This window comes from Bacillus horti, from assembly GCF_030813115.1.
Lineage (GTDB): Bacteria > Bacillota > Bacilli > Caldalkalibacillales > JCM-10596 > Bacillus_CH > Bacillus_CH horti.
In genome coordinates this window covers 199,061-220,030 of record NZ_JAUSTY010000001.1, presented here as the reverse complement: position 1 = coordinate 220,030, position 20,970 = coordinate 199,061, and the positions used below count along the sequence as shown (strand labels likewise).

Below are 20,970 nucleotides of genomic sequence, written 5' to 3'. Positions count from 1 at the left end.
TAAAAATAGGAGGTTCAAGCGCTTTTCTTGTCATTTTCCTAGTAATGTACGTAATTTGACACAATATCATCCTCCTTTTACCATCATAAATGATTATGATAAGAGTAAGAGATAGTGAATTCATTCACAAAGAAGGATGGTGTTAGGTATGCAAAAACATATTCAGAAGTGTTCAATAAACCTAGTCCATAACGGTGTTTCAACATCTAATACAGCTCATTTTTCGGAGAAAAGTCTATTAAAGTTAAAAGACATTATGACAACGGTAAAAATGGCAGCGGATACCCCTATTTTTCTTGAAGGAGAAAAGGCAGATAAACTTTATTATATTTTAAGTGGTTCGGTTAAGCTAACAAAGCCATCAGCTGATGGAAGAGATTATGATTTATTTTACTACCGTGAGGGAGATATGCTCGGGGAATATTCATTTTCAGTGCAGACCCAATTTGGTTTTACAGCTATAGCTCAAGAAGCTTGTGAGCTTGGTGTAATTAGCAAGCATGACCTGGAGCTTTTATTATGGCAGGATCATGACCTTGCTTTAGAAATATTAAAATGGCTGGCAGATATGCATACGTGTACACAGTACAAAATGAGAGATTTGCTCCTATACGGTAAGGATGGAGCTTTGGCTTCTACTTTGATAAGGATGGCGAATAGCTATGGGGAGGAGCAAGGCAGTAAAATAGTCATGACCAAAAAGTTTACGAACACTGAAATAGCTAATCTTATTGGGGCAACAAGAGAGACAGTGAACCGTCTGTTAAGCCATTTGAGGAAGGAACAGATTGTTGATAATGCTCAAGGACATCTTGTTATCCTAGATATGAAAAGGCTACAGAATATATGTCATTGCGAAGGCTGCCCGAAGGAAATCTGCAGGCTATAAAGGAATACTCTAAGCAAATTAAAATAAAGGAGATGTCTCAAAGGATCATGGAGTGATCTTAGAGATATCTCCTTTTTACATTAGTATACTTTAACGCAAGCGCAAATTTATTTAGAGGGAATCAGTTGATACGTATAGTAATCTTGTGCATGTACCGCTTTGAATCCAACCGATTCATATAACCCTAGTGCATGATCGTTTTTCGTTTCAACTTCCAAGTGTACGGAGTAACCAGCCAAGTTCTGCTCTTTAATGACTCGGCGCAACACTTTTCTGCCTATTCCTTTGCCCTGGTATTCTGGCAAAATAGAAAATCCATATATCCATGCTTGCCCCTCTTCCCGACTTACCCGAATTTTCCCTACCGTTCTTTTATCCACGACAATCATGAGTAATTCAGTGTTATCCCCTAAGGTTTCGCTTTCCATCAATCTAGCGTCTTCTTCGTCCAGCCCGAACGCCGTAACGGATATTCGTACGCGCATATCATAATCTTCTACTGTTGCTTGTCTCAGAAGAATACCATCTGTTGCTTCAAGAAGTCTTTCTTGCCATTGCATTTGATGCTCAGAGAAGGCATACTCAGCACCTTGTTTACTCAAGAAAGCTTTTGCGGTATCGGAGCCCGCAGGGGCATTCAGCAAGATTTTCTTGTATCCGTTTTGTTTGACCTTCTCCATTCCTAATTGGAACAAGTGCTGAAAATGTCCTCTTCGTCGTTTACTTGGATGAACCATGCCACATACTTCGACTGTAGAACCAAAAGCGTACAATCCTAAAAACGCTACAAGCTCACCATTTTCATAATGAAGAAAATCCAGCTGATCCGTCCCGCGGCTTCTAAGTAATTCCCAGTTAAGCTTTAGCTGTAAATGATCATGTGTTTCACACTCTTTTTGCAATTGTTCAATATTGTTTAATTGTTGTGTCGTTAACATATTTTTCTCCTTTAAATCCTGAATAGGATCGTTCATTGGCGGACACAATCACATTTGCCGTGGAACAGATCTCACGTACTGAGATTGCATCAATGCGCCTTGATTAGCAAAAAGGCTCCGTAGCCTCTAGCAATATTCTCTTTTTTTTATCCATATCCTGCTGATTCATAGCTTTTTCCTTCCTTTTCTATAGAGAAGTTAAGCGTTTAAATTCAATAGACCCAAGAGCAATGGCGACTAGGGGCAATCCAAAGTAACGAAACTGACTAATAACGGCGGGTCCAATACCCGCAATAATACCAATTAAATTTAGCTGTCAAGTTGCTTTAAAAAATGGTCATGCTTTTCAAAGTTATAAAGTTGTCAAAATATTATTTTAGAATGTGATAAATATCACAATCTAACTGGTGTGGTCGTTTTACAATGAAATCAGATTAAAGGAAAGGGGAGGTCAGCAATGAAGGAATCAATCCCTACAGCAACCAATAAGCCATCTCGAGCAGAGAAGGTTATGAAGCCAAAACATGAAGCACCTGAAGAAAAACAACTCATTGGAACGTTTACGTTAGTACTGCTTATTGGTGGATTTTTACTGGCTACATGGTTCGGCGTATTTTCCTTGTATTTGAATAGGCTGTGACAAAAGGACAGCGCTTTCATTCAATTAAAGTATTTATAAATCGGAAAAAGCAGGTGAGAAGATGCACTTATATAAATATGAAAAAATATGGCTTATTTTTGGAACGGGGGTCCTGGCACTGTTTTTACTTATCGTAGGAATTGGAGCCTTTGCCATGGGACATGAACCACCGAGTGATGATGAGACAATAGATCCGCAGAAGGTTCGGGAGACACCACCTTTTGATAATCCAGGTTTAAAGCAAATTGGGGATCAAGAATATGAGCTAGTGATTGTGGCTCAGGCTTTTGCTTTCCAGCCAAGTGACATTGAAATTCCTAAAGGAGCAAAGGTACATTTTATTGTAACTAGCCCTGATGTCGTTCACGGTTTAGCCGTAGCGCAAACGAACGTAAACATGATGGTTACTCCAGGTCATATTAATCGTATAACACATACTTTTAAAGATGCCGGAGAGTACTTGATGGTATGTAATGAATATTGTGGTACAGGTCATCAGTTTATGGGAACTAGAATTGAGGTGGTAGAATGAGTACGGAACGACAGGTAAAACGAAGTCAATTTTTATTAGAGTCTGCGGTACATCAAGCATCAGCGAAGCTTAGCCTAGCTCATTTATGGGTTGCCTTTATTGCTCTTTTACTTGGAGCAATAGCAGGTCTTCTGCAAACATTAGTCCGAAACGGAGTCATCGAGGTTCCTTTTGGGATTGGCTATTATCAATTACTTACGGCACACGGGGTATTATTAGCTCTTATCTTTACAACATTTTTTATCTTTGGTTTTGTTATAGCAGGATTAGGTAAAACAACAGGTTCATTAACATTAGCTGTTCGACGCTTAGGATGGTCAGGCTTTTGGACGATGACAGCAGGAACAGCACTCGGAGTCGTAATGATTTTACAGAACGAAGCTACCGTATTGTATACGTTTTACGCACCCTTACAGGCATCGCCTTGGTATTATATTGCTCTTACTCTTATTGTAGTGGGTAGCTGGTTTAGCGGAGCAGCCGTTTGTCTGCAATATGCACACTGGAAAAAAGTTCACAAAGGAAAGCTATCTCCATTATTCAGCTTTATGGCTGTAGTGACGATGCTCATGTGGTTTGTCGCTACATTAGGGGTTGCAGCAACTGTGCTGTTTCAATTTATTCCTTGGTCCTTCGGTTGGGTGGAATCGATTAATATCCTGTTAAGTCGAACTCTGTTTTGGTATTTTGGTCACCCTCTTGTTTATTTCTGGTTACTTCCAGCCTATATGTGCTGGTATGTTATTATTCCAAAAATTATTGGTGGGAAAGTGTTCAGTGATGCTTTAGCAAGAATAGCCTTCATTTTACTGTTCTTGTTTGCTATACCAGTTGGATTTCATCATCAGCTTTTAGAGTCAGGAATCTCTCCTTTCTGGAAGTACTTACAGGTTGTTTTAACATTTATGGTTGTAATCCCTTCATTAATGACAGCATTCTCGATGTTCGCTACATTTGAGCTAACGGGAAGAGAAAAGGGAGCAAAAGGAATGTTTGGCTGGCTGAAAAAGCTACCATGGGGAGATGCAAGATTCTTTGCTCCTATGATGGGTATGATTGTTTTTATCCCAGCAGGAGCAGGTGGATTAATTAACGCTAGCTTTCAATTAAACCAAGTGATCCATAATACGATGTGGGTTGTTGGTCACTTCCATTTGACAGTTGGTACGTCAGTCGCCCTGACCTTCTTTGGAGCAGCGTATTGGTTAGTACCTTATCTGACAGGACGCAAAAGAACAAAGATATTAAATAGATTAGGGATTATTCAAACCATTCTTTGGACAATTGGTATGTTCTTTATGTCCTCTGCTATGCATGTGTCTGGACTATTAGGGGCACCAAGAAGAACGGATTTAACTACATACGGAGATCATCCAGTTGCTCTGAGCTGGATTCCGTATAAAACAGCTATGGCGATAGGTGGATCATTACTATTCTTTGCGATTTTAATCTTTATCTTTATCATGATTCGTTCAGCCTTTTTCTCACCTAGAGGGAATGAAGAGTTCCCGATTGCAGAACCGAACCCTGCATCTGGCTCTACACCTAAGTTCTTAGATAATTGGAATCTATGGATAGCGATCTCAATCATATTAATTGTTCTTGCCTATATTGTTCCCGTGATAGAGATGATTCAGTATGCTCCTCCAGGATCACCAGGGTTTAAACTTTGGTAAATGTGGGCATTCTAGGGCTAGAGAAACATCAGGGTTAGTTCACAAAATAGCTACATTTCAGTAACAAAGTTGTCTAATATACAGTCTTTGATTTTAGGGAAAAGGGAGTATAATTAGATTAATTACTACTTTTATAGTAGCTATCATTAATCTCTAAAAGCCTTATAAAAGTAGTAGGTATAGACAGAAAAAAGCAAGGAGGATGAAAGATGAAAAAGTTTTGGATGCTAGGAATGCTACTTGTATTATCTCTAGCACTTGCTGCTTGTGGTGGTGCAGATGATAATAATACAGACAATAACGGGACAGAAACACCTGTTGAAGAGCCAGGAGATACAAATGGTGACGCTACAGGGGATGCTTCTAATGAGGTAACAATCGAAGCTTCTAACTTTGACTTTGATCAAGAAGAGTATGTAGTTTCTGCTGGAGAAGTAACGGTTAACCTAGTTAATACAGAAGGTGTGCACGGAATTCAAATTTTAGGCACAGATATTGATATTAGTCGTGACGGATCTCAAACAGCGACTCTTGAGCCAGGAGAATATGACATTATCTGTAGCATTATGTGTGGTACAGGTCATGCTGACATGACGGCTAAATTAATCGTTCAATAATACGTAGCATATGCATAGGAATGCAAACAAAAGCTTAGCTTGAGCTTTTGTTTTTTTTTATTTAGGCTTTAGCCGGTTGAGTGCGTGAAACGAGCGAAACAAAAAACCACCCGCTATGCGGGTGGAGGGATCGAGGGTTTGACCACCAAGACCATTCCGATAAAATTGAGATGTTCAGGAGGGGTGAAAGGAATGGTTTTAGATGGCAAATAAGAACTACAGTCTAGCTCATACGAAGTAGATGTGCAAATACCACATTGTGTTCACCCCGAAGTATAGACGGAAAGTGATCTTTTACGCATATTTTCTTCTAATATATTTCCGTCTTCAATAACAACTGTTGGGTGACCTGAGAGCCATTTTCTTGTACGTCGACTTTTCAATGAAAGCCATGTTACCAAAATAGCAATTACTCCAAACATGATAAGGGAGTAGCTAATATGCAGCATATCGATTTTCGTGTTAAAGGCCAAATTATCGGTTATTCCCCCTAGTGTTATTGCAGCAATAAAATCATGTAAGGTCATTTGGGAAATTCAAATTGCCTTGCATTTTTTGTCGAAATATTAGCAATTGTGTATAGACATATTTTGGTTAACGATTTAATAACATAGAATTTCTTAATATTGTAATAGAAAAAAGTGGGGGTAAAAATGGATAGTACAATGATGATGAAAAGTCAACTTGATACTAAAGAGCTTATGCTTTTAGAATCAGAGGTAAGAAGTAAATCTAAAAATATGGTAGTGGCCTATCTACTATGGTGGTTCTTGGGTTATTTTGGTGGTCATAGATTTTACATGGGTAAAACGGGTAGCGCAGTCGCTATGTTAATATTATCGATTACTGTTATCGGTTTGATTGTCACTTGTGTCTGGTGGATTGTTGATGCATTCCTAACACATAGCATGGTAAAAGAACACAATGAGCAGGTCGAGAATGACATTCTTAGAGTCATTCAAGCAAAAAGAGCCTAGTTCCTATGAGCATGGAAGCAAAAAGTAAATTGGACATTCAACAGCTATTAGTATTTGAATCAGAATACAGGAAACGTACTAAGTCTCATGCAGTATCTTTTTTACTATTCTTTATTGGCTTTTTCGGTCTACACCGATTTTATTTAGGCGATACAGCTATGGGTGTTTTGCAAGTGTTGGTTTATGTCGTATTGGTTATTTTGTACTATATTGCTATTATATTTGAATTAATTATTTTACTTATTCCACTTGGAATTCTTCTTTTATTGCTGGTAGGCTTGTTCATTTATGATTTGTTTACGTTAAAGAAAAAGGTTGATAAAATGAATCAAAAGATCGAAGATCAGCTGCTCTCGGAGATTCTATCTGAAGCTCAAAGAGAGTACTAGAAGAATAATGCAGGTAAAAAAGTCCTTGTTAAAACAAGGGCTTTTTTACATCCTAACCAAATAATCAAATTTCAGTTCTTAACTCTTCCAGAATTTATAAATTATAAGTTTAGAGGTATATAGTATTTAGAAAGCTACTATAGAAGCTTTCTCGCAGACGTTGTCTAGTCCCTCATTAGAGGAAGCTTCCATGCAGCCAGAAAGTATAAAATTTGAAGAATACAATTGTATCAAGATTTTCTAATGTTCTTTAGTGGGTTCTAATCATATTTAAGAGGACATTCCCATATACATTATCGTAAATGCTTACTTTGGGAAGGAGGATATCCTAATGACTCAACACCAATCGGGGCCTTTAAACTTTCAACTTAATGAGTCGGTTTGGCTAGATCATCACTCACGTTCTGCAGATATTACAGCACTTTCTTTAGAGCCAGTGATCGAAATTGAAGAGGATCATGGTTTTGTTTCAATTAAGGGGTATTTAGAATTAAGCGGTCGATTTGACACGGATGAGGAGGGGGAAGATACTCCTTTAGACCTCGAATCAAGCTCATTAGCTGAGCAAATGCAGTATGAGCCGTTTCGAGTTGAGCAAAAGGAAGTGTATCAGAAAGAGTTAAAAGGTAAGATTGAACAGCGTTTCCCAGTAGACATAACGATACCTGCAAGTAAGGTTCAAGATTTAGAGCAGGTTTTCGTTAATATTGACCAATTCGATTACTCTATCGTGGATCAACATCGCCTAAATATTGAAGCAAATGTAACAATTTTAGGGGTGGCAACGGAAGCTCATAGGGATGTTATTTTATCCAGGCAGGGAAATGAGCTTCGAGCAGAGCCACTTGATCAAGAATTTAGTTTCCCAAATGAGAGCGAGAATTTGTCTGGGGAGGAAGTTCAGAGTCAAGAGCCGGATAGACAAATAGAGCCTACAAAGGTTCAGCAGCCTGATGATCAAGCGCAAAAGAGTGAGGTTGAGCTTTATAATGAGCAAACATTTGATTATCTAGGGAATTTAACACGCTCTACCCCCTCAGAGGATTCCGTTATAAAATGGGATGAGGTCCATGAAACCTCTGAAGAAGAAATGATGGTAAGAGATAAACCAATTCTCGAAGCAGAATATGAGTATAGTGAGTTAGATCATGATAACGAAGTAGAGAAAGAAGTAGATAGCGAAGTAGATAGGGAAGTAGATAGCGGAGTAGATACTACCCAGGTTCTTCCGTTTGATTCGGAAATTCGTACACATCTACATGCTTCCCCATCAGAAGAGCTACGAGATCTTGATGAAGCGTACGATGAATCAATGGAGACAAGGAGCCAAGATGCTACCTCAACATTTCTATCACAGCTTTTATCCTATAAGGAAACACCTGAGAATGATGTAACACGATTAAAAATGTGTATTATTCAAAAGGATGAGAGCCTAGAGGAAATTGCCCAGCGTTACGACTTACGAGTGACTGAGATTATGCGTTTTAATAAGCTTGAAACACAGGAAATTAGCTCTGGTCAGATCCTCTATATTCCTAGAACGTAAAAGGGGCTGATCTATTGGATAAATCGACCATGTATAGGATGGTAAGGCAGCATTATCTTTTTGAGATTGACGAGGTTATCCACAATGGTTCGGAGTATTTGTTACAAACAAATTGGGGCCCAAAATTGGCGATCGTGTTAGAGGATAGGGTTTTATTACATCACTCCTTTTTATGGAGAGAGGACCTAGTAAAAAAAGGGCTTCGACTTACGGATCGGTTCATTCGGACGAGAGACGGGGCTCCTTTTTGTCCTTTTCAAGATCAGTATATTGTGCTTCGTGATCAATTGGAGCAGGAATCACTCACATACTCTGAGTCGTTAGCAGAAGACATTTACCTAGCTACAGGGCAGGTTTTAGGTATCATGTATCGTTCTGTGAAGGAGCTAAATGAGAGGTACAAGTATCATAAGGAGTTTTCAGATTGGAAGTGTAAACAGATCAGCCTTCAGAGTGTATATTCGACAGAACATATGCTGAAGCTTAAAGAAGCTATTTATTCCCGGACAGAGAGCCTCTTTCTTACACTCGTTCGCTCTAATTGGAAGCAGCTAGAGAAGCGCTGGAAAGATGCTTCCCTTTTATTGAGACAGTACTCAATTTCTTTTGTGGCTCCATTTATGCCTGAGCTTCATTCCTTTTACTTGTATCAAGAAAAGTGGTTAGCTTATGCCTCCAAAAGGATCAGATCAAGTATTGGACTACAAGGCCTGTCCTTTGTCTTACAAGAGATTTTTGAAAGAGGAAACGGAAATTTTTTTAAGCTAGAACAGCTTTTAAGTGGCATTGCCGAGAGCTATGACCTTACAATAGCAGAGCATTTTGAGATCCTAGCTTGGCTCATATATCCGCAGGAATTTTTTGTACTTATTGAGCAGTATTTAAAGCAGAACACAGAGGAAGAGGAGAGTATTAGCCACTGGATGGAGCTCTGCCAAAAACAAGAAAGATATGATCAGCTGCAGCTTTGGTATGCACAAAAAACGGATCGTTTACGAGAGGAAGCTGTGTCACTATGATTGGTTTGCTGAAACCACTTATTCAGCAGGAGAAAATAGAAATTGTGGTTAGAGAATACGGATTACATCCGCACCGTATTGAGAATATCGGTAAGGTCCAGAAGCTTCATACTCAACGAGGGAATTTTGCCTTAAAGAAGATGCAGACAGAGCCACAGCAAGTTGAGTTTGTCCAACGAATAATCTCCAAATTAGGCGAAAAGCAATATTCTCAACTGCTTTTTCCTGTTTGCAATCAATTTGGGGATTCTTTTATTCAAATTGGAGGAGATACTTATTATTTGACTCCATGGGTTGAGGATAAGATAGAGTTCAAGTATAGGGCGGATTGGGAAGAAAAAATGCTCATGGCACTAGCTCATTTGCATAGTTTGTCTATAGACACTGGTATTGAGCGAAACACGCCTCATTCATTACCAACTACTAGATTAATTGATAGATGGAGTTCAAGACTTAAGAAAATGGAGGAAGTTAGAAGCTTTGCCCAAGACCGTGAACTGCAATCACCGGTTGAAGCCATTTTCCTTACCCATTTTGATTATTTAACTGAGCTTTCTCAAAGAGCCATCGACTATCTAAAGCAATGGGAAGACAAAGCAGATCTGAGTAAGTCTAGTCAGACAGTTTTATGTCATGGACATGTATATCGAAATCATGTACTCCAGTCTAAAGAGAATCAATTTTATCTTATCAACTTCGATTACGCCTCCTTTGACTCACCAGCAAAAGATTTGGCTCTCTTTTTTAGGAGACATCAGGAGACAGCATTTGGGGCAGAGGGGGTGGCCATTGAGTGGCTAGCCAAATATGAAGAAGCATTTCAGCTTGCACGTGCAGATAAAATACTATTGGCTATCTTTTTACTTTTTCCAGAAAGGGTCTTTAAAGAAATGGAGAATTACTATCAGGCGATCCGTAGCTGGCATCCATTGAAACACGCTAAATATTTGGAGAAACTAATTAAAGCTACGGGACCCATTCGGAGATTTGTGAAAGAAATGCTGGCTCAGGAAGTACATGAATAAAGAGCACCCAGCTTCCTCAAATGCAATAAAGGAGAGCTGGGTTTTTCAGTGGAACAGCTTATAACCAGTCAAATACACTAAAAATAACAATAGCAAAAATAATTAACAGGATAATGACATCCAATGGAGTAGGTAGTAGAATTGTACGGATCAACTGGAAAATAGCAAGCGGAATAAAAACCTGCTTGGCGATCACTTTAGCCTGAAATAGCCAATAGGAAAACTGCTGCTTTAAATGCAGCATTTTATTTCGGAACTTGTATTTATTAAACTGAAAACCGCTCATTCACATCACCTTAGCGTGTAGACTTATTATAGTGTATGTGCCCGCTATGTTTTTGGTGAGTAACATTACCCTTTATCACCACTCTATGAAAAGAGATAGATTGCGAAAACTGGACTTGACGAGTGTAAGAATAATAAGTACAATAAATGTCAATCATAGAGTTATCATGATGAATCCTCTACATGCTACGTTCAGTTGGAGGATTGAACTGGATACATGGAAACGTTGAAAGGGAAGAGTAAATAGTGCTGTCCAACAGAGAGGAAAATGCTTGGCTGTAACATTTTCTTGGAACAAGCTATTGAAGGTCGCCCTTGAGTTATTCTGCTGAACAAAGTAATAGATGGGATACTAGTAAGCAGAATCGGTAGATCCGTTATCTCTCTTGAGAGCACTTATCTTATTTGGTCTACTTATAGGTTTGACCTCTATTTTTAAGGTAAGTGAATAAAGGTGGTACCGCGAGCTTCTTCGTCCTTTTGACGTAAGAGCTTTTTTTATTGCCCGAGAAATAGGAAATAGGCTGTAAAAAAACGAGGAGATGAAAATAATGAGTGAAAACGTAAAAGACGAATTAGCGATGCCAACAAAATATGATCCTTCAACGGCAGAAGCTAAATGGTATCAATATTGGCTTGAGGGAGGCTTTTTTAAACCGGCGGATGACCCACAGAAGGAACCGTACACTATTGTTATTCCACCCCCGAACGTAACAGGTCGTTTACACTTAGGGCATGCTTGGGACGGGACATTACAGGATATCCTAATTCGCATGAAACGAATGCAGGGCTTTGATGCTCTTTGGCTTCCGGGAATGGACCACGCTGGGATTGCTACTCAAGCACGGGTTGAAGCAAAGCTGAAGGAAGAAGGAAAAAGTAGATATGACCTAGGACGAGAAGGCTTTGTGGAGCAGGTTTGGGATTGGAAGGAAGAGTATGCAACCGCTATTCGGGAGCAATGGTATAAATTGGGTTTGTCTGTTGACTATTCTAGAGAGCGATTTACCCTAGATGAACACTTATCTCAAGCCGTTAAAGAGGTCTTTATAAAACTATATGAAAAAGGTCTTATTTATCGAGGAAAATATATCATCAACTGGGATCCTCAAACGAAAACGGCTCTTTCTGATATTGAAGTTGAATATAAGGAAGTACAGGGCGCCCTTTACCACTTAAAATATCCTTTAGCTGACGGTACAGGACATATTGAAGTTGCTACAACAAGACCTGAGACCATGCTTGGTGATACGGCTGTTGCTGTTCACCCACAGGACGAAAGATACCAAAATATGATCGGGAAGAAGGTTATCCTACCTATCACCAATCGAGAAATTGAAATCATTGCCGATGAGTATGTCGATCGTGAATTTGGAAGTGGTGCTGTAAAAATTACACCAGCACACGACCCTAATGATTTTGAAATTGGAAATCGTCATCAACTGGAGCAGATTTTGGTGATGGATGAAGGTGGAAAAATGAATGAAAATGCGGCGGGATACCAGGGATTAGATCGTTTTGAATGTCGTAAACAAATCATAAAGGATCTACAGGAGCAGGGCGTTCTATTCAAGATAGAGGAACATATGCATAGCGTTGGTCACAGTGAACGGAGTGGGGCAGTGGTAGAGCCTTATCTGTCTACTCAATGGTTTGTTAAAATGAAGCCTTTAGCCGAAAAAGCGATTGAGCTTCAAAAGGGAGAAGGAAAGGTTCAATTTGTTCCTGATCGCTTTGAAAAAACGTATCTTCACTGGATTGAGAATATACGTGACTGGTGTATCTCAAGGCAGCTTTGGTGGGGGCATCGTATTCCTGCATGGTATACAGAAAACGGTGATGTCATTGTTGCTAGAGATGAGGCTGAGGCAAAGAAAATAGCTCAAGAGAAGTACGGAACAACAGATCTAACACAGGATCATGATGTGTTAGACACATGGTTCAGTTCTGGATTGTGGCCTTTCTCTACCATGGGATGGCCTGAAGATAGTGCGGATTATAAGCGATACTATCCTACAGATGCTTTAGTAACAGGCTATGATATTATCTATTTCTGGGTGGCTAGAATGATCTTCACCGCTCTTGAATTTACCGATCAAAGACCGTTTAAAGATGTATTAATTCATGGATTAATCAGGGATTCAGAGGGACGTAAGATGTCTAAATCCTTAGGGAACGGTGTAGATCCTATGGATGTGATTGAACAGTACGGTGCAGATGCCCTGCGTTTTATGCTTGCTACGGGCAGCTCTCCAGGACATGATTTGCGCTTCCATTGGGAGAAGGTAGAGCAGACTCGTAACTTTGCTAACAAAATTTGGAATGCCTCTCGTTTTGCTCTTATGAATCTTTCAGGTTTCACGTATGAAGATATTGATATTAGTGGTGAGTTATCAACGGCGAATAGATGGATTCTGCATCGTTTAAATGAAACGGTGAAAGATGTAACACGTTTAGCTGAGGTCTACGAGTTTGGTGAGGTAGGTAGAGTTCTTTATAATTTCATTTGGGATGACCTCTGTGATTGGTATATTGAGATGGCCAAAATCCCATTGTATGGTGAGGATGCAGCATCAAAGAAAGAAACACAGTCTGTTTTAACATATACGTTAGATCAAACATTGCGCCTTCTGCACCCATTTATGCCTTTCTTAACGGAAGAAATTTGGCAGCACCTTCCACATGAAGGAGTTAGTCTTACTGTGGCAGCTTGGCCGAAGGAAAATCAAGCTTTTGTTCAGCCAGAGGCGTTGAAGGAAATGGAGCTATTAACATCGGTTATCCGTGCTGTTCGTAACATTAGAGCGGAGGTTAATGTACCTCTAGGAAAGCCTATTGAATTATTGATAAAAGCTACAAATGAAGATAGCCTAACGTATCTCAATCGCAGCCAAAGTGTGATTAGTCGCCTGACTAACCCGGAAAAGCTTGAAATCAGTCAGGATCTTCCTGTTCCTGATAAAGCGATGTCAGCGATTGTTAAGGGAGCAGAGATCTACCTCCCTCTAACTGGATTAATTGATATAGATAAAGAAATTGAGCGTCTGGAGAAAGAAGCTAAGAAGCTGGATGGAGAGGTAGAAAGAATCGAAAAGAAATTATCTAACCAAGGCTTTGTAGCCAAAGCCCCTGCTCACGTTGTGGAGGAGGAAAAAAGCAAACAGCAGGATTATCAGGAGAAACGCGAACAGGTAAGAGCACGTATTTTAGAGCTTAAGCAGTAGTAGTCGCTTGGCTAGAGGAAGTGAGCGGTTTCCTCTAGCTTTAGCTAGCTACTTGGTCGAGATAAGGAGGAGAATTTGTGGGTGCAATTGAAAAGATTTTTGCCAATTTACCAGCATTAGAAACAGATAGACTCCTTCTGAGACATATGACCCGTAAGGATGTACACGATATGTTCGAATATACATCAGATCCTGAAATATCTCTGTATACGACTTGGCATGCTCATCAAAGCATTAATGACACGATGAGATTTATTGAGCATAATCTGAGCTTACAAGAAAAACAGCAGGTTCATGAATGGGCCATTGTAGAAAAAAAGAGTCGTAAAATGATTGGTACATGTGGCTATGTGTGGTGGAAGCCTCAGCACCACATAGCTGAGATTGCGTATGCGATAGCTAGACCGCTTTGGGGAAAGGGCTTTATGTCTGAAGCGGTTCAGGCTGTATTAAAATTTGGCTTTGAACAAATGGAATTAAATAGGATCGAAGCTAGGTGTATGCTGGGCAATGTAGGATCAGAACGTGTTATGCAAAAAGCAGGCATGACTTTTGAAGGAATATTAAGAGAGCAGATGTACGCTAAGGAGCAGTTTCATGATTTAAAGCTATATGCTATATTAAAACGGGATTGGTTATCACCATCTACGTTATATGAGGACAAAGAGGGACTTACATGACACAACAGAACAGCAAATTAACGTCGGCTGAGCAAGCCATTGAATGGATACATAGCTTAACCATGCTTGGGATAAAGCCTGGCCTAAAGCGTATGGAATGGATGCTTGAGCAACTAGGTCATCCTGAACGCAGATTGAAGTTTATTCATATAGGTGGAACGAATGGCAAGGGCTCTACAGTAGCCTATTTACGCCATGTTTTAGAAACAGCTGGATTTGATGTAGGAGCTTTTACGTCGCCATATATAGAAAGGTTCCAGAATCGTATTCAGCTGAATGGTCATGATATTCCTGATGAGTCATTGCTAGAGCTGTGTCAACGTATTCAGCCATTGGCTAAGGAGCTTGAGCAATCAGAGTTAGGTGGTCCAACAGAATTTGAGGTTGTGACAATGCTAGCTATCCTCTATTTTGCTACCGTAAGCTACCCCGATTTCGTACTTTGGGAGGTAGGTTTAGGTGGAAGGCTTGATTCTACCAATGTAGTAACACCTATTCTGAGTATCATTACGAACATAGGATATGATCATATGCATATTCTAGGGAATTCATTAGAGGAAATTACTCTTGAAAAAGCAGGAATTATTAAGCCGGGAGTCCCGTTGGTTACCGGAATACAGCAGGCAGGTCTGTTAGAGATTATTCATGAAAAGGCAAAAGAGAATAAGACGACTGTCTACGCTTTAAATGGAGCTTTCCACGTTAAGGAAGGGTCATTTTCGGAGGAAAGTCAGTATTTCTCCTATTCGTCAATGTTTGCCTCTTATCCTGATCTTTGTCTATCAATGATGGGGGCACATCAAATCAATAATGCTGCTTTGGCTGTTATGGCTTTGCAGGTTCTGAAACAGTATTATGCTGTGGTGTGGGAAGAACAGGACTTATATAAAGGATTAAAACAAACAAGCTGGATAGGACGGATGGAAAAGCTACAAGACGAACCTTTAACGCTGATAGATGGAGCACATAATCAGCAGGGAATGGAGGCTTTTCAAGATACATTACAGCGCTACTACAAAGATAAATCAGTAACAGTTATTTTTGCAGCTTCAAAGGGTAAGGATTTGGAGCAAATGCTTACTTGCTTAAATGGCTTAGTTGAGCGAGTTATCGTAACCACTTTTTCCTTTCCACGTGCTCATTCCATAGAGGAGCTTCAAGAGCTAAAGCGTGCTAAAAGGAATTGGAGCTTTAAACTGATTGTAACTGAAGAGTGGCAGGAGTATTACCAGCAATATGCTAGTCAAAATAAGGATAGCGAAAACAATGCCGATAACGTGTTGTTTTTTACAGGCTCTCTATACTTTATTTCTGAGGTTAGAAGTTTGCTATTGACCTAGCAGTTAAGGGATTGAAGTAAAAGTTTATATGGATTTGAGGGGGAGGTTGAAGGAAAAATGCTTGATCTTTTTGTGCTATTAGGTGGCTTTATTTTAGCTACATTGTTATCAAAAGTGGGGACAAGCTTGCTGCATAAAAAAGCTCTTTTTTCCCTCCCTTCTCATTGTCTCCAATGTAAACAAGCCCTTCCTTCTTTCAATCATATCAGTCAAATGCGTCAGCTGCTGTCTCCTTATTCTTGCCCCTCTTGTTCATTTCATTCCTCTCCTTTTTATCCGACCAGCGAATTGCTGATAACTTTCTCCATTTATTTAGCTTATTTACAGATCGGGGTTTCTTGGGAACTAATTCTTGGAATAGGTTTAGTGATTGTGCTTGCTCTTTCTGTACTGACAGATATGAGAAGTGGATTGATTTTAGATAAAGTTACTTTACCCGCCATTGCTCTTTTTGCTTTTCTACGGATTTTTATTGGCGAACATTCTATTTTGTTTTATTACTTAGGAGCGGGTGTAGGCTTTCTTCTCCTTTTATTGATTGCGGTCTTCAGTAGAGGTGGTATGGGAGGAGGAGATATTAAGCTGTACACAGCAATTGGATTTGTCTTAGGTCCGTGGTATACGTTGATGAGCTTATTTATCGCTTCATTTTTAGCCGCAATTTGTGGAATGGCTTTAATTCTAGCTAAAAAGAAAAGTCGTAAGGAATCTCTGATTTTTGGTCCATTTATTGCCTTTGGAGCATTTGTCTCTTATTTATATGGAAGTGTAATTTGGGATTGGTATCGTCAATGGTAGCATCCACTTTTTCAGTGATCCTCCAGTATTCTGCTCCTATAGAACAATAGAAACAGTTCTAAATCTCTTATTTTTTCATAGAGTAGAAAGGAGAGCAGAATGAAGGAGTGATTATCATGGAAAAGAAAAAGAATCAAATGTCCTTTCGCTTTAACGAAGAGCGTATGAAGTCGAACATTGATCATTCTTCTAATAAGCAGCCCATACCAGAAAAAGAGTTTTCTCCACAATATTCATCCCTCCCTGAAATAGAATGGGACTTCCCTTCTAACACAGAGGATAAAATTTCCTTTGGCCAAGAATCAGTGGATGTTCTTAATCATGAAAAATGGGATGAACCGTCAACTTATATGCCATCTATCGATCCCCCATTCCGTTTCTCACGGGAACATGAGCTTGAGAATGGTTTGAAGCTGACGGATCAACCTTTGTATGTAAATCGATTTGATGAATCCACAACCACTCATTCCTATCGTACAAGCGCGCCATTACCTAAGCGCTATCATAAACCTAAAAAGAAAATGCCAGCATTAGGGCAGAGCACCAAATTAATAATGGTAGCCGGGTCTGCCATCGTGCTTGGCATTCTTCTAGGTCTTTCCGTCCTAGCTGTTTTTTCTAATTTGTCAGAGCCTCAGGGAGAAGCACATAATGGACCTGGTCAATCTCCTTCTATTTCACAATCAGCTAACGGAGAGGGACAGCAATCAAGTGGCAGCATGAATCAGAACGGAAGCCCTAGTCATAGCACTCCAAAAGATCAGTCAGACCTCTTAATAAATCCTTCTGTAACTTCTCCTACTGGTTCAATTAATATAGGAAATGTGCAACTCCCTATTAAAAGTTATCATGTTGTTCAAGCTGGGGCATTCTCTGAGAAACAAGCAGCTGAGGTTATGCTTCAGCAATTATTAGCCGATGGATATCCTGGTATCATAAGAGGAGAACAAGCACCTTTTCAATTGCTTGTTGGAATTGCGGATTCAAAGGAAGAGGCGCAGAAAATAGGTCAGTATTACGAGAGTCAAAACTATGAAATTTACGTGAAGGATTGGAATGTGACCGAGCCAGGTAACCTTTCCTTGTCAGAAGGGCAAGCTAAGCAGCTTGCAGCGTTCCTAGCACAAGGTGAAGAATTATTTCAGTTAACTTCTAAGGCTAGCATTGATAGAGTAGAAGGAGCTACTCCAATCACTAGTCAGCAGTGGGAGAAGCTACAACTGAGCCATCGTCAATTTCTACAATTAGGAAAAGGTATTACGGACTCATGGGAGAATGGAACGGCTAAAAATGGGGTAGAGCAAATAAGCAAATCCATTATCGGTGCTATCAATGCTCTTGAATCCTATCGCCAGGAGCCCCACCAGTCTTATCTTTGGAATGTGCAGCAAGCCCTATTAGAATTTAGCAGAGGTTATGAAAGTCTTGTGACATCTATATAAATGGATAAACATTCTAACCGTTCTATTCGACAGAAAAAAGAATTTCTACACGAATGGATTACGGAGCAACTTTTTTGCTTACAGCTTGTATCAGTGTACGCCATCTGCTAAACTTTAACTAATGTGATTTGCGTTGACGAAGAGGAGAAAAGCATGCAGAAAAATACTGTCGTCTTTATCATTGTGTTGCTTATTGGCGTCATTGTCGGCAGCATTATTGGAGACATCCTTAGTCCATGGGTGCCTTTTTTGGCTACTTCTAAAGCAATAACGTGGGAACCGAAAGCCGATTTAGAACTTTTGAAATATGATTTTTTCATTCAGGTTAGACTAAATTTAGCGAGCATTCTAGGTCTTGTCGTGGCCATATGGATTTATAGGCGTTTACGCTAAGACAAGCCCTTACTTATAGTCATAAAACCAAGGAGCCGTGTGAAATGAAAGAACAATCATCAAATCAACTCCTTAATCTGAATGAAGGAAAGGCTGGAATGAAACAGGCTAGACCCATTATTTTAGCCTCAAGCTCCCCACGTCGAAAAGAGCTTTTAGCAGGATTAGGGTTAAGCTTTTCGATTCAGCCAAGTCATATAATAGAAGAAGTGGATATGTCATGCCCTCCTGAGGAGATTGTGCAGCTTTTAGCTCAGCAGAAGGCTGAGGCTGTTGCCAAGGAGGTCCAAGATGGTGTGGTGCTAGGTGCTGATACGATCGTCGTTATTGACGGAAAAGTATTGGGCAAGCCACAGACGAAGGAAATGGCGTTTGACATGCTTAAGCAGCTCCAAAATCATGTGCATGAAGTCTATTCAGGAGTCGCCCTTTTTGATGTTGAGACAAAGGAAAGATATATAGGGTTTCAGCAGACGACAGTCAAGATGAAAGCATTACAGGATGAGGAAATACAGCAATACATAATGACTGGCGAACCGATGGATAAAGCAGGCTCATATGCCATTCAGGGAATTGGAGCAACTTTCGTTGAAGAGATAAGAGGAGACTACTTCACAGTAGTGGGACTTCCACTTCTTATGACAGCTAACTTTCTAAAGAAAGCTGGAATCGATATTTTACAGCAGGGAAACAAAGCCAAATAAAAAAGTAAAACATTTGAAGATACATTCATGAGATAGCAGATAATAGGGAAAAATACCATAGTTGGAGGACTGATCATGACCGTTTCTAATCAAACGATGATGGTCCGCGACTACCCCTTAGAAGAGCGCCCACGTGAGCGGATGGTCAAAGATGGTGCAGAGAAATTAAGTAATCAAGAGCTATTAGCCATTTTACTTCGAACAGGTACAAATCAAGAATCTGTCTTTTCACTAGCAACCAGAATTATCAAAGAGATCGGATCTGTACGTCGTTTGAGTGAAGCAAGTGTTGATGAATTAACGAAAATTAAAGGCATTGGGTTGGCTAAGGCTGTTCAAATTAAAGCTGGTATTGAGTTAGGCAGAAGAGTGGCAGTGAAACGTGAGGCGCTGATTAGTATTCGCTCACCGCAGGAGGCTGCCAAGTATTTAATGGAGCTTTTGAAGCTTGATCAGCAAGAAAAGTTTTACGTCCTGTACTTAGACACAAAAAACCAGATTGTTTACGAAAAGGCCGTTTTTGTGGGAAGCTTAAATGCGTCTATCGTACACCCTAGAGAGGTGTTTAAAGAAGCAGTAAAGTGGAGCTCCGCCTCCATTATTGTGGCCCATAACCACCCGAGTGGCGATCCAGACCCAAGTCGAGAGGACATTGAAGTGACCAAAAGACTGGTGTCAGCTGGTGAAATTATGGGTATTGACCTGCTAGACCATATTGTTATTGGTGATGGCAGGTATGTTAGCTTAAAAGAGAAGGGTTACATGTGAAACCTTTGTTCTCTGAAATATTAAATAGTAGGGACAGACACGAAGGGAGCATACTAGGAATGTTTAGTGGATTTACAAGAGATATGGGAATAGATTTAGGTACAGCGAACACACTTGTTTACGTGAAAGGAAAGGGTGTTGTCGTTCGTGAGCCTTCCGTGGTAGCACTTGAAAGCGATACGGGCTCCATACGTGCGGTGGGAAATGCAGCGAAGAACATGATTGGACGTACACCAGGAAATATTGTAGCCAAGCGACCGATGAAAGACGGCGTTATTGCTGACTTTGATACAACAGCCACAATGATGAAATATTTTATCAATCAAGCTCAGAAAAAGAAATCCTTCTTTTCTAAAAAGCCTAACGTCGTTGTTTGTGTACCATCTGGTATTACAGCTGTAGAAGAACGTGCGGTTAAAGAGGCAACGAAAATAGCTGGAGCCAAGGAAGTGTATACGATTGAAGAGCCTTTTGCAGCGGCTATTGGTTCAGACCTGCCTGTTTGGGAACCAACAGGAAGCATGGTTGTAGACATTGGAGGCGGAACTACTGAGGTTGCCATTATTTCCTTAGGTGGAATTGTAACTAGTCAATCTATCCGTGTTGCTGGAGATGAAATGGATGATGCCATTATTCAATACGTTAGAAAGCAATATAGCCTAATGATCGGTGAACGTACTTCCGAGCAGCTAAAGATTGAAATTGGCTCAGCAGGAAAAGGCGATGAGAAAGCGGATATGGAGATTAGAGGAAGAGATTTAGTGAGTGGATTACCTAAAACTGTTACAATTACAGCTCAAGAAATTGCACGTGCGTTAGCTGATACAGTAGCTTCCATTATCGAAGCGGTGCGAGTAACTCTTGAAAAAGCACCACCAGAGCTTGCTGCCGATGTTATGGATCGTGGAATTGTGTTAACTGGCGGGGGAGCACTTCTACAAAATTTAGATAAGGTTATTAGTGAACAAACGGGTATTCCTGTTATTGTTGCTGAGCAAGCATTAGATTGTGTAGCGATTGGAACAGGTCGCTACTTAGAGCATAAATTCAGCTCAAAAAACAGATAGAAGGCTCATGCTAAGATGGTC

Annotated in this window: 22 protein-coding genes, 1 pseudogene and 1 other annotated feature; of the genes and pseudogenes, 20 read left to right on the top strand and 3 right to left on the bottom strand. The window is 40.0% G+C overall.

The annotated features are described in order from the left end of the window. Nucleotides 1–148 precede the first annotated feature (148 nt). Entirely contained in the window at nt 149–889 is a 741-nt protein-coding gene (locus J2S11_RS01055) for a Crp/Fnr family transcriptional regulator (RefSeq protein WP_307389729.1), read from the top strand. Between the two features lie 107 nt (nt 890–996). Here J2S11_RS01055 and J2S11_RS01050 read toward each other — a convergent pair whose 3' ends face one another. Further along, nucleotides 997–1,827, bottom strand: coding sequence for a GNAT family N-acetyltransferase (locus J2S11_RS01050; RefSeq protein ID WP_307389726.1), 831 nt, complete (start codon nt 1,825–1,827; stop codon nt 997–999). Nucleotides 1,828–2,284: 457 nt separating this feature from the next. On the opposite strand from J2S11_RS01050, the gene J2S11_RS01045 reads away from it, so the two are divergent. From J2S11_RS01045 to J2S11_RS01025, 5 genes and pseudogenes are all read left to right on the top strand, one after another. Continuing rightward, a complete protein-coding gene (locus J2S11_RS01045; RefSeq protein ID WP_307389725.1) occupies nt 2,285–2,467 on the top strand; it encodes a cytochrome c oxidase subunit 2A in 183 nt (60 codons plus the stop codon). A gap of 61 nt (nt 2,468–2,528) precedes the next feature. After that, nucleotides 2,529–2,999 carry a cytochrome c oxidase subunit II gene (locus tag J2S11_RS01040; RefSeq protein ID WP_307389722.1) on the top strand — a complete coding sequence of 157 codons (471 nt, stop codon included), beginning with the start codon at nt 2,529–2,531 and terminating at the stop codon, nt 2,997–2,999. Next, complete coding sequence (locus tag J2S11_RS01035; RefSeq protein WP_307389719.1) at nt 2,996–4,675, top strand: b(o/a)3-type cytochrome-c oxidase subunit 1; 1,680 nt, start codon at nt 2,996–2,998, stop codon at nt 4,673–4,675. Before J2S11_RS01040 ends, J2S11_RS01035 begins: the two co-directional genes overlap by 4 nt. 209 nt (nt 4,676–4,884) lie before the next feature. Continuing rightward, nucleotides 4,885–5,292, top strand: a complete 408-nt coding sequence (locus J2S11_RS01030; RefSeq protein WP_307389716.1) for a cupredoxin domain-containing protein — start codon at nt 4,885–4,887, stop codon at nt 5,290–5,292. Nucleotides 5,293–5,494: 202 nt separating this feature from the next. Continuing rightward, nucleotides 5,495–5,587 (top strand): annotated as a pseudogene (locus J2S11_RS01025) (IS200/IS605 family transposase); the annotation flags it as partial. Here the strand turns inward: J2S11_RS01025 and J2S11_RS01020 are convergent. Beyond that, nucleotides 5,556–5,819, bottom strand: a complete 264-nt coding sequence (locus J2S11_RS01020) for a YetF domain-containing protein (protein WP_343834518.1) — start codon at nt 5,817–5,819, stop codon at nt 5,556–5,558. The pseudogene J2S11_RS01025 and the gene J2S11_RS01020 overlap by 32 nt on opposite strands. 141 nt (nt 5,820–5,960) lie before the next feature. Between J2S11_RS01020 and J2S11_RS01015 the strand changes: the two genes are divergently transcribed. The 5 genes from J2S11_RS01015 (at nt 5,961) to J2S11_RS00995 (ending at nt 10,248) form a co-directional block, all read left to right on the top strand. After that, the gene (locus tag J2S11_RS01015) at nt 5,961–6,269 is read left to right on the top strand and encodes a TM2 domain-containing protein (protein ID WP_307389713.1); all 309 of its coding nucleotides are present in this window, start codon (nt 5,961–5,963) and stop codon (nt 6,267–6,269) included. Nucleotides 6,270–6,274: 5 nt separating this feature from the next. After that, nucleotides 6,275–6,658, top strand: coding sequence for an NINE protein (locus J2S11_RS01010; RefSeq protein WP_307389711.1), 384 nt, complete (start codon nt 6,275–6,277; stop codon nt 6,656–6,658). A 331-nt stretch (nt 6,659–6,989) separates the two neighbouring features. Beyond that, nucleotides 6,990–8,204, top strand: coding sequence for a LysM peptidoglycan-binding domain-containing protein (locus tag J2S11_RS01005; RefSeq protein WP_307389708.1), 1,215 nt, complete (start codon nt 6,990–6,992; stop codon nt 8,202–8,204). A 14-nt stretch (nt 8,205–8,218) separates the two neighbouring features. Then, nucleotides 8,219–9,223 (top strand): hypothetical protein, encoded by a 1,005-nt coding sequence (locus J2S11_RS01000; protein WP_307389706.1) that lies wholly within the window; start codon nt 8,219–8,221, stop codon nt 9,221–9,223. Then, entirely contained in the window at nt 9,220–10,248 is a 1,029-nt protein-coding gene (locus tag J2S11_RS00995; RefSeq protein WP_307389703.1) for a phosphotransferase, read from the top strand. Before J2S11_RS01000 ends, J2S11_RS00995 begins: the two co-directional genes overlap by 4 nt. Nucleotides 10,249–10,306: 58 nt before the next feature. Here the strand turns inward: J2S11_RS00995 and J2S11_RS00990 are convergent, their stop codons facing one another. Continuing rightward, complete coding sequence (locus J2S11_RS00990) at nt 10,307–10,534, bottom strand: hypothetical protein (RefSeq protein WP_370875412.1); 228 nt, start codon at nt 10,532–10,534, stop codon at nt 10,307–10,309. A 216-nt stretch (nt 10,535–10,750) separates the two neighbouring features. After that, nucleotides 10,751–11,016: a binding site (T-box leader), on the top strand. Nucleotides 11,017–11,084: 68 nt separating this feature from the next. Here J2S11_RS00990 and J2S11_RS00985 point away from each other — a divergent pair. The 9 genes from J2S11_RS00985 (at nt 11,085) to J2S11_RS00945 (ending at nt 20,949) form a co-directional block, all read left to right on the top strand. Continuing rightward, a complete protein-coding gene (locus J2S11_RS00985; protein ID WP_307389701.1) occupies nt 11,085–13,757 on the top strand; it encodes a valine--tRNA ligase in 2,673 nt (890 codons plus the stop codon). 77 nt (nt 13,758–13,834) lie between these two features. Then, the gene (locus J2S11_RS00980; protein WP_307389699.1) at nt 13,835–14,437 is read left to right on the top strand and encodes a GNAT family N-acetyltransferase; all 603 of its coding nucleotides are present in this window, start codon (nt 13,835–13,837) and stop codon (nt 14,435–14,437) included. Beyond that, a complete protein-coding gene (locus tag J2S11_RS00975) occupies nt 14,434–15,777 on the top strand; it encodes a bifunctional folylpolyglutamate synthase/dihydrofolate synthase (protein ID WP_307389696.1) in 1,344 nt (447 codons plus the stop codon). Before J2S11_RS00980 ends, J2S11_RS00975 begins: the two co-directional genes overlap by 4 nt. A gap of 57 nt (nt 15,778–15,834) precedes the next feature. Then, nucleotides 15,835–16,575 (top strand): prepilin peptidase, encoded by a 741-nt coding sequence (locus tag J2S11_RS00970; protein WP_307389693.1) that lies wholly within the window; start codon nt 15,835–15,837, stop codon nt 16,573–16,575. A gap of 116 nt (nt 16,576–16,691) precedes the next feature. After that, nucleotides 16,692–18,017 (top strand): SPOR domain-containing protein, encoded by a 1,326-nt coding sequence (locus J2S11_RS00965; RefSeq protein ID WP_307389692.1) that lies wholly within the window; start codon nt 16,692–16,694, stop codon nt 18,015–18,017. Between the two features lie 153 nt (nt 18,018–18,170). Further along, entirely contained in the window at nt 18,171–18,410 is a 240-nt protein-coding gene (locus J2S11_RS00960) for a DUF4321 domain-containing protein (RefSeq protein ID WP_307389689.1), read from the top strand. 98 nt (nt 18,411–18,508) lie between these two features. After that, on the top strand, nt 18,509–19,114 hold the full coding sequence (locus tag J2S11_RS00955; RefSeq protein ID WP_307390208.1) for a Maf family protein: 606 nt from the start codon (nt 18,509–18,511) through the stop codon (nt 19,112–19,114). 75 nt (nt 19,115–19,189) lie between these two features. Next, nucleotides 19,190–19,882, top strand: a complete 693-nt coding sequence (radC, locus tag J2S11_RS00950; protein WP_307389687.1) for a RadC family protein — start codon at nt 19,190–19,192, stop codon at nt 19,880–19,882. A gap of 59 nt (nt 19,883–19,941) precedes the next feature. Then, nucleotides 19,942–20,949, top strand: coding sequence for a rod shape-determining protein (locus J2S11_RS00945; RefSeq protein WP_307389684.1), 1,008 nt, complete (start codon nt 19,942–19,944; stop codon nt 20,947–20,949). The last annotated feature ends 21 nt before the right edge of the window (nt 20,950–20,970 follow it).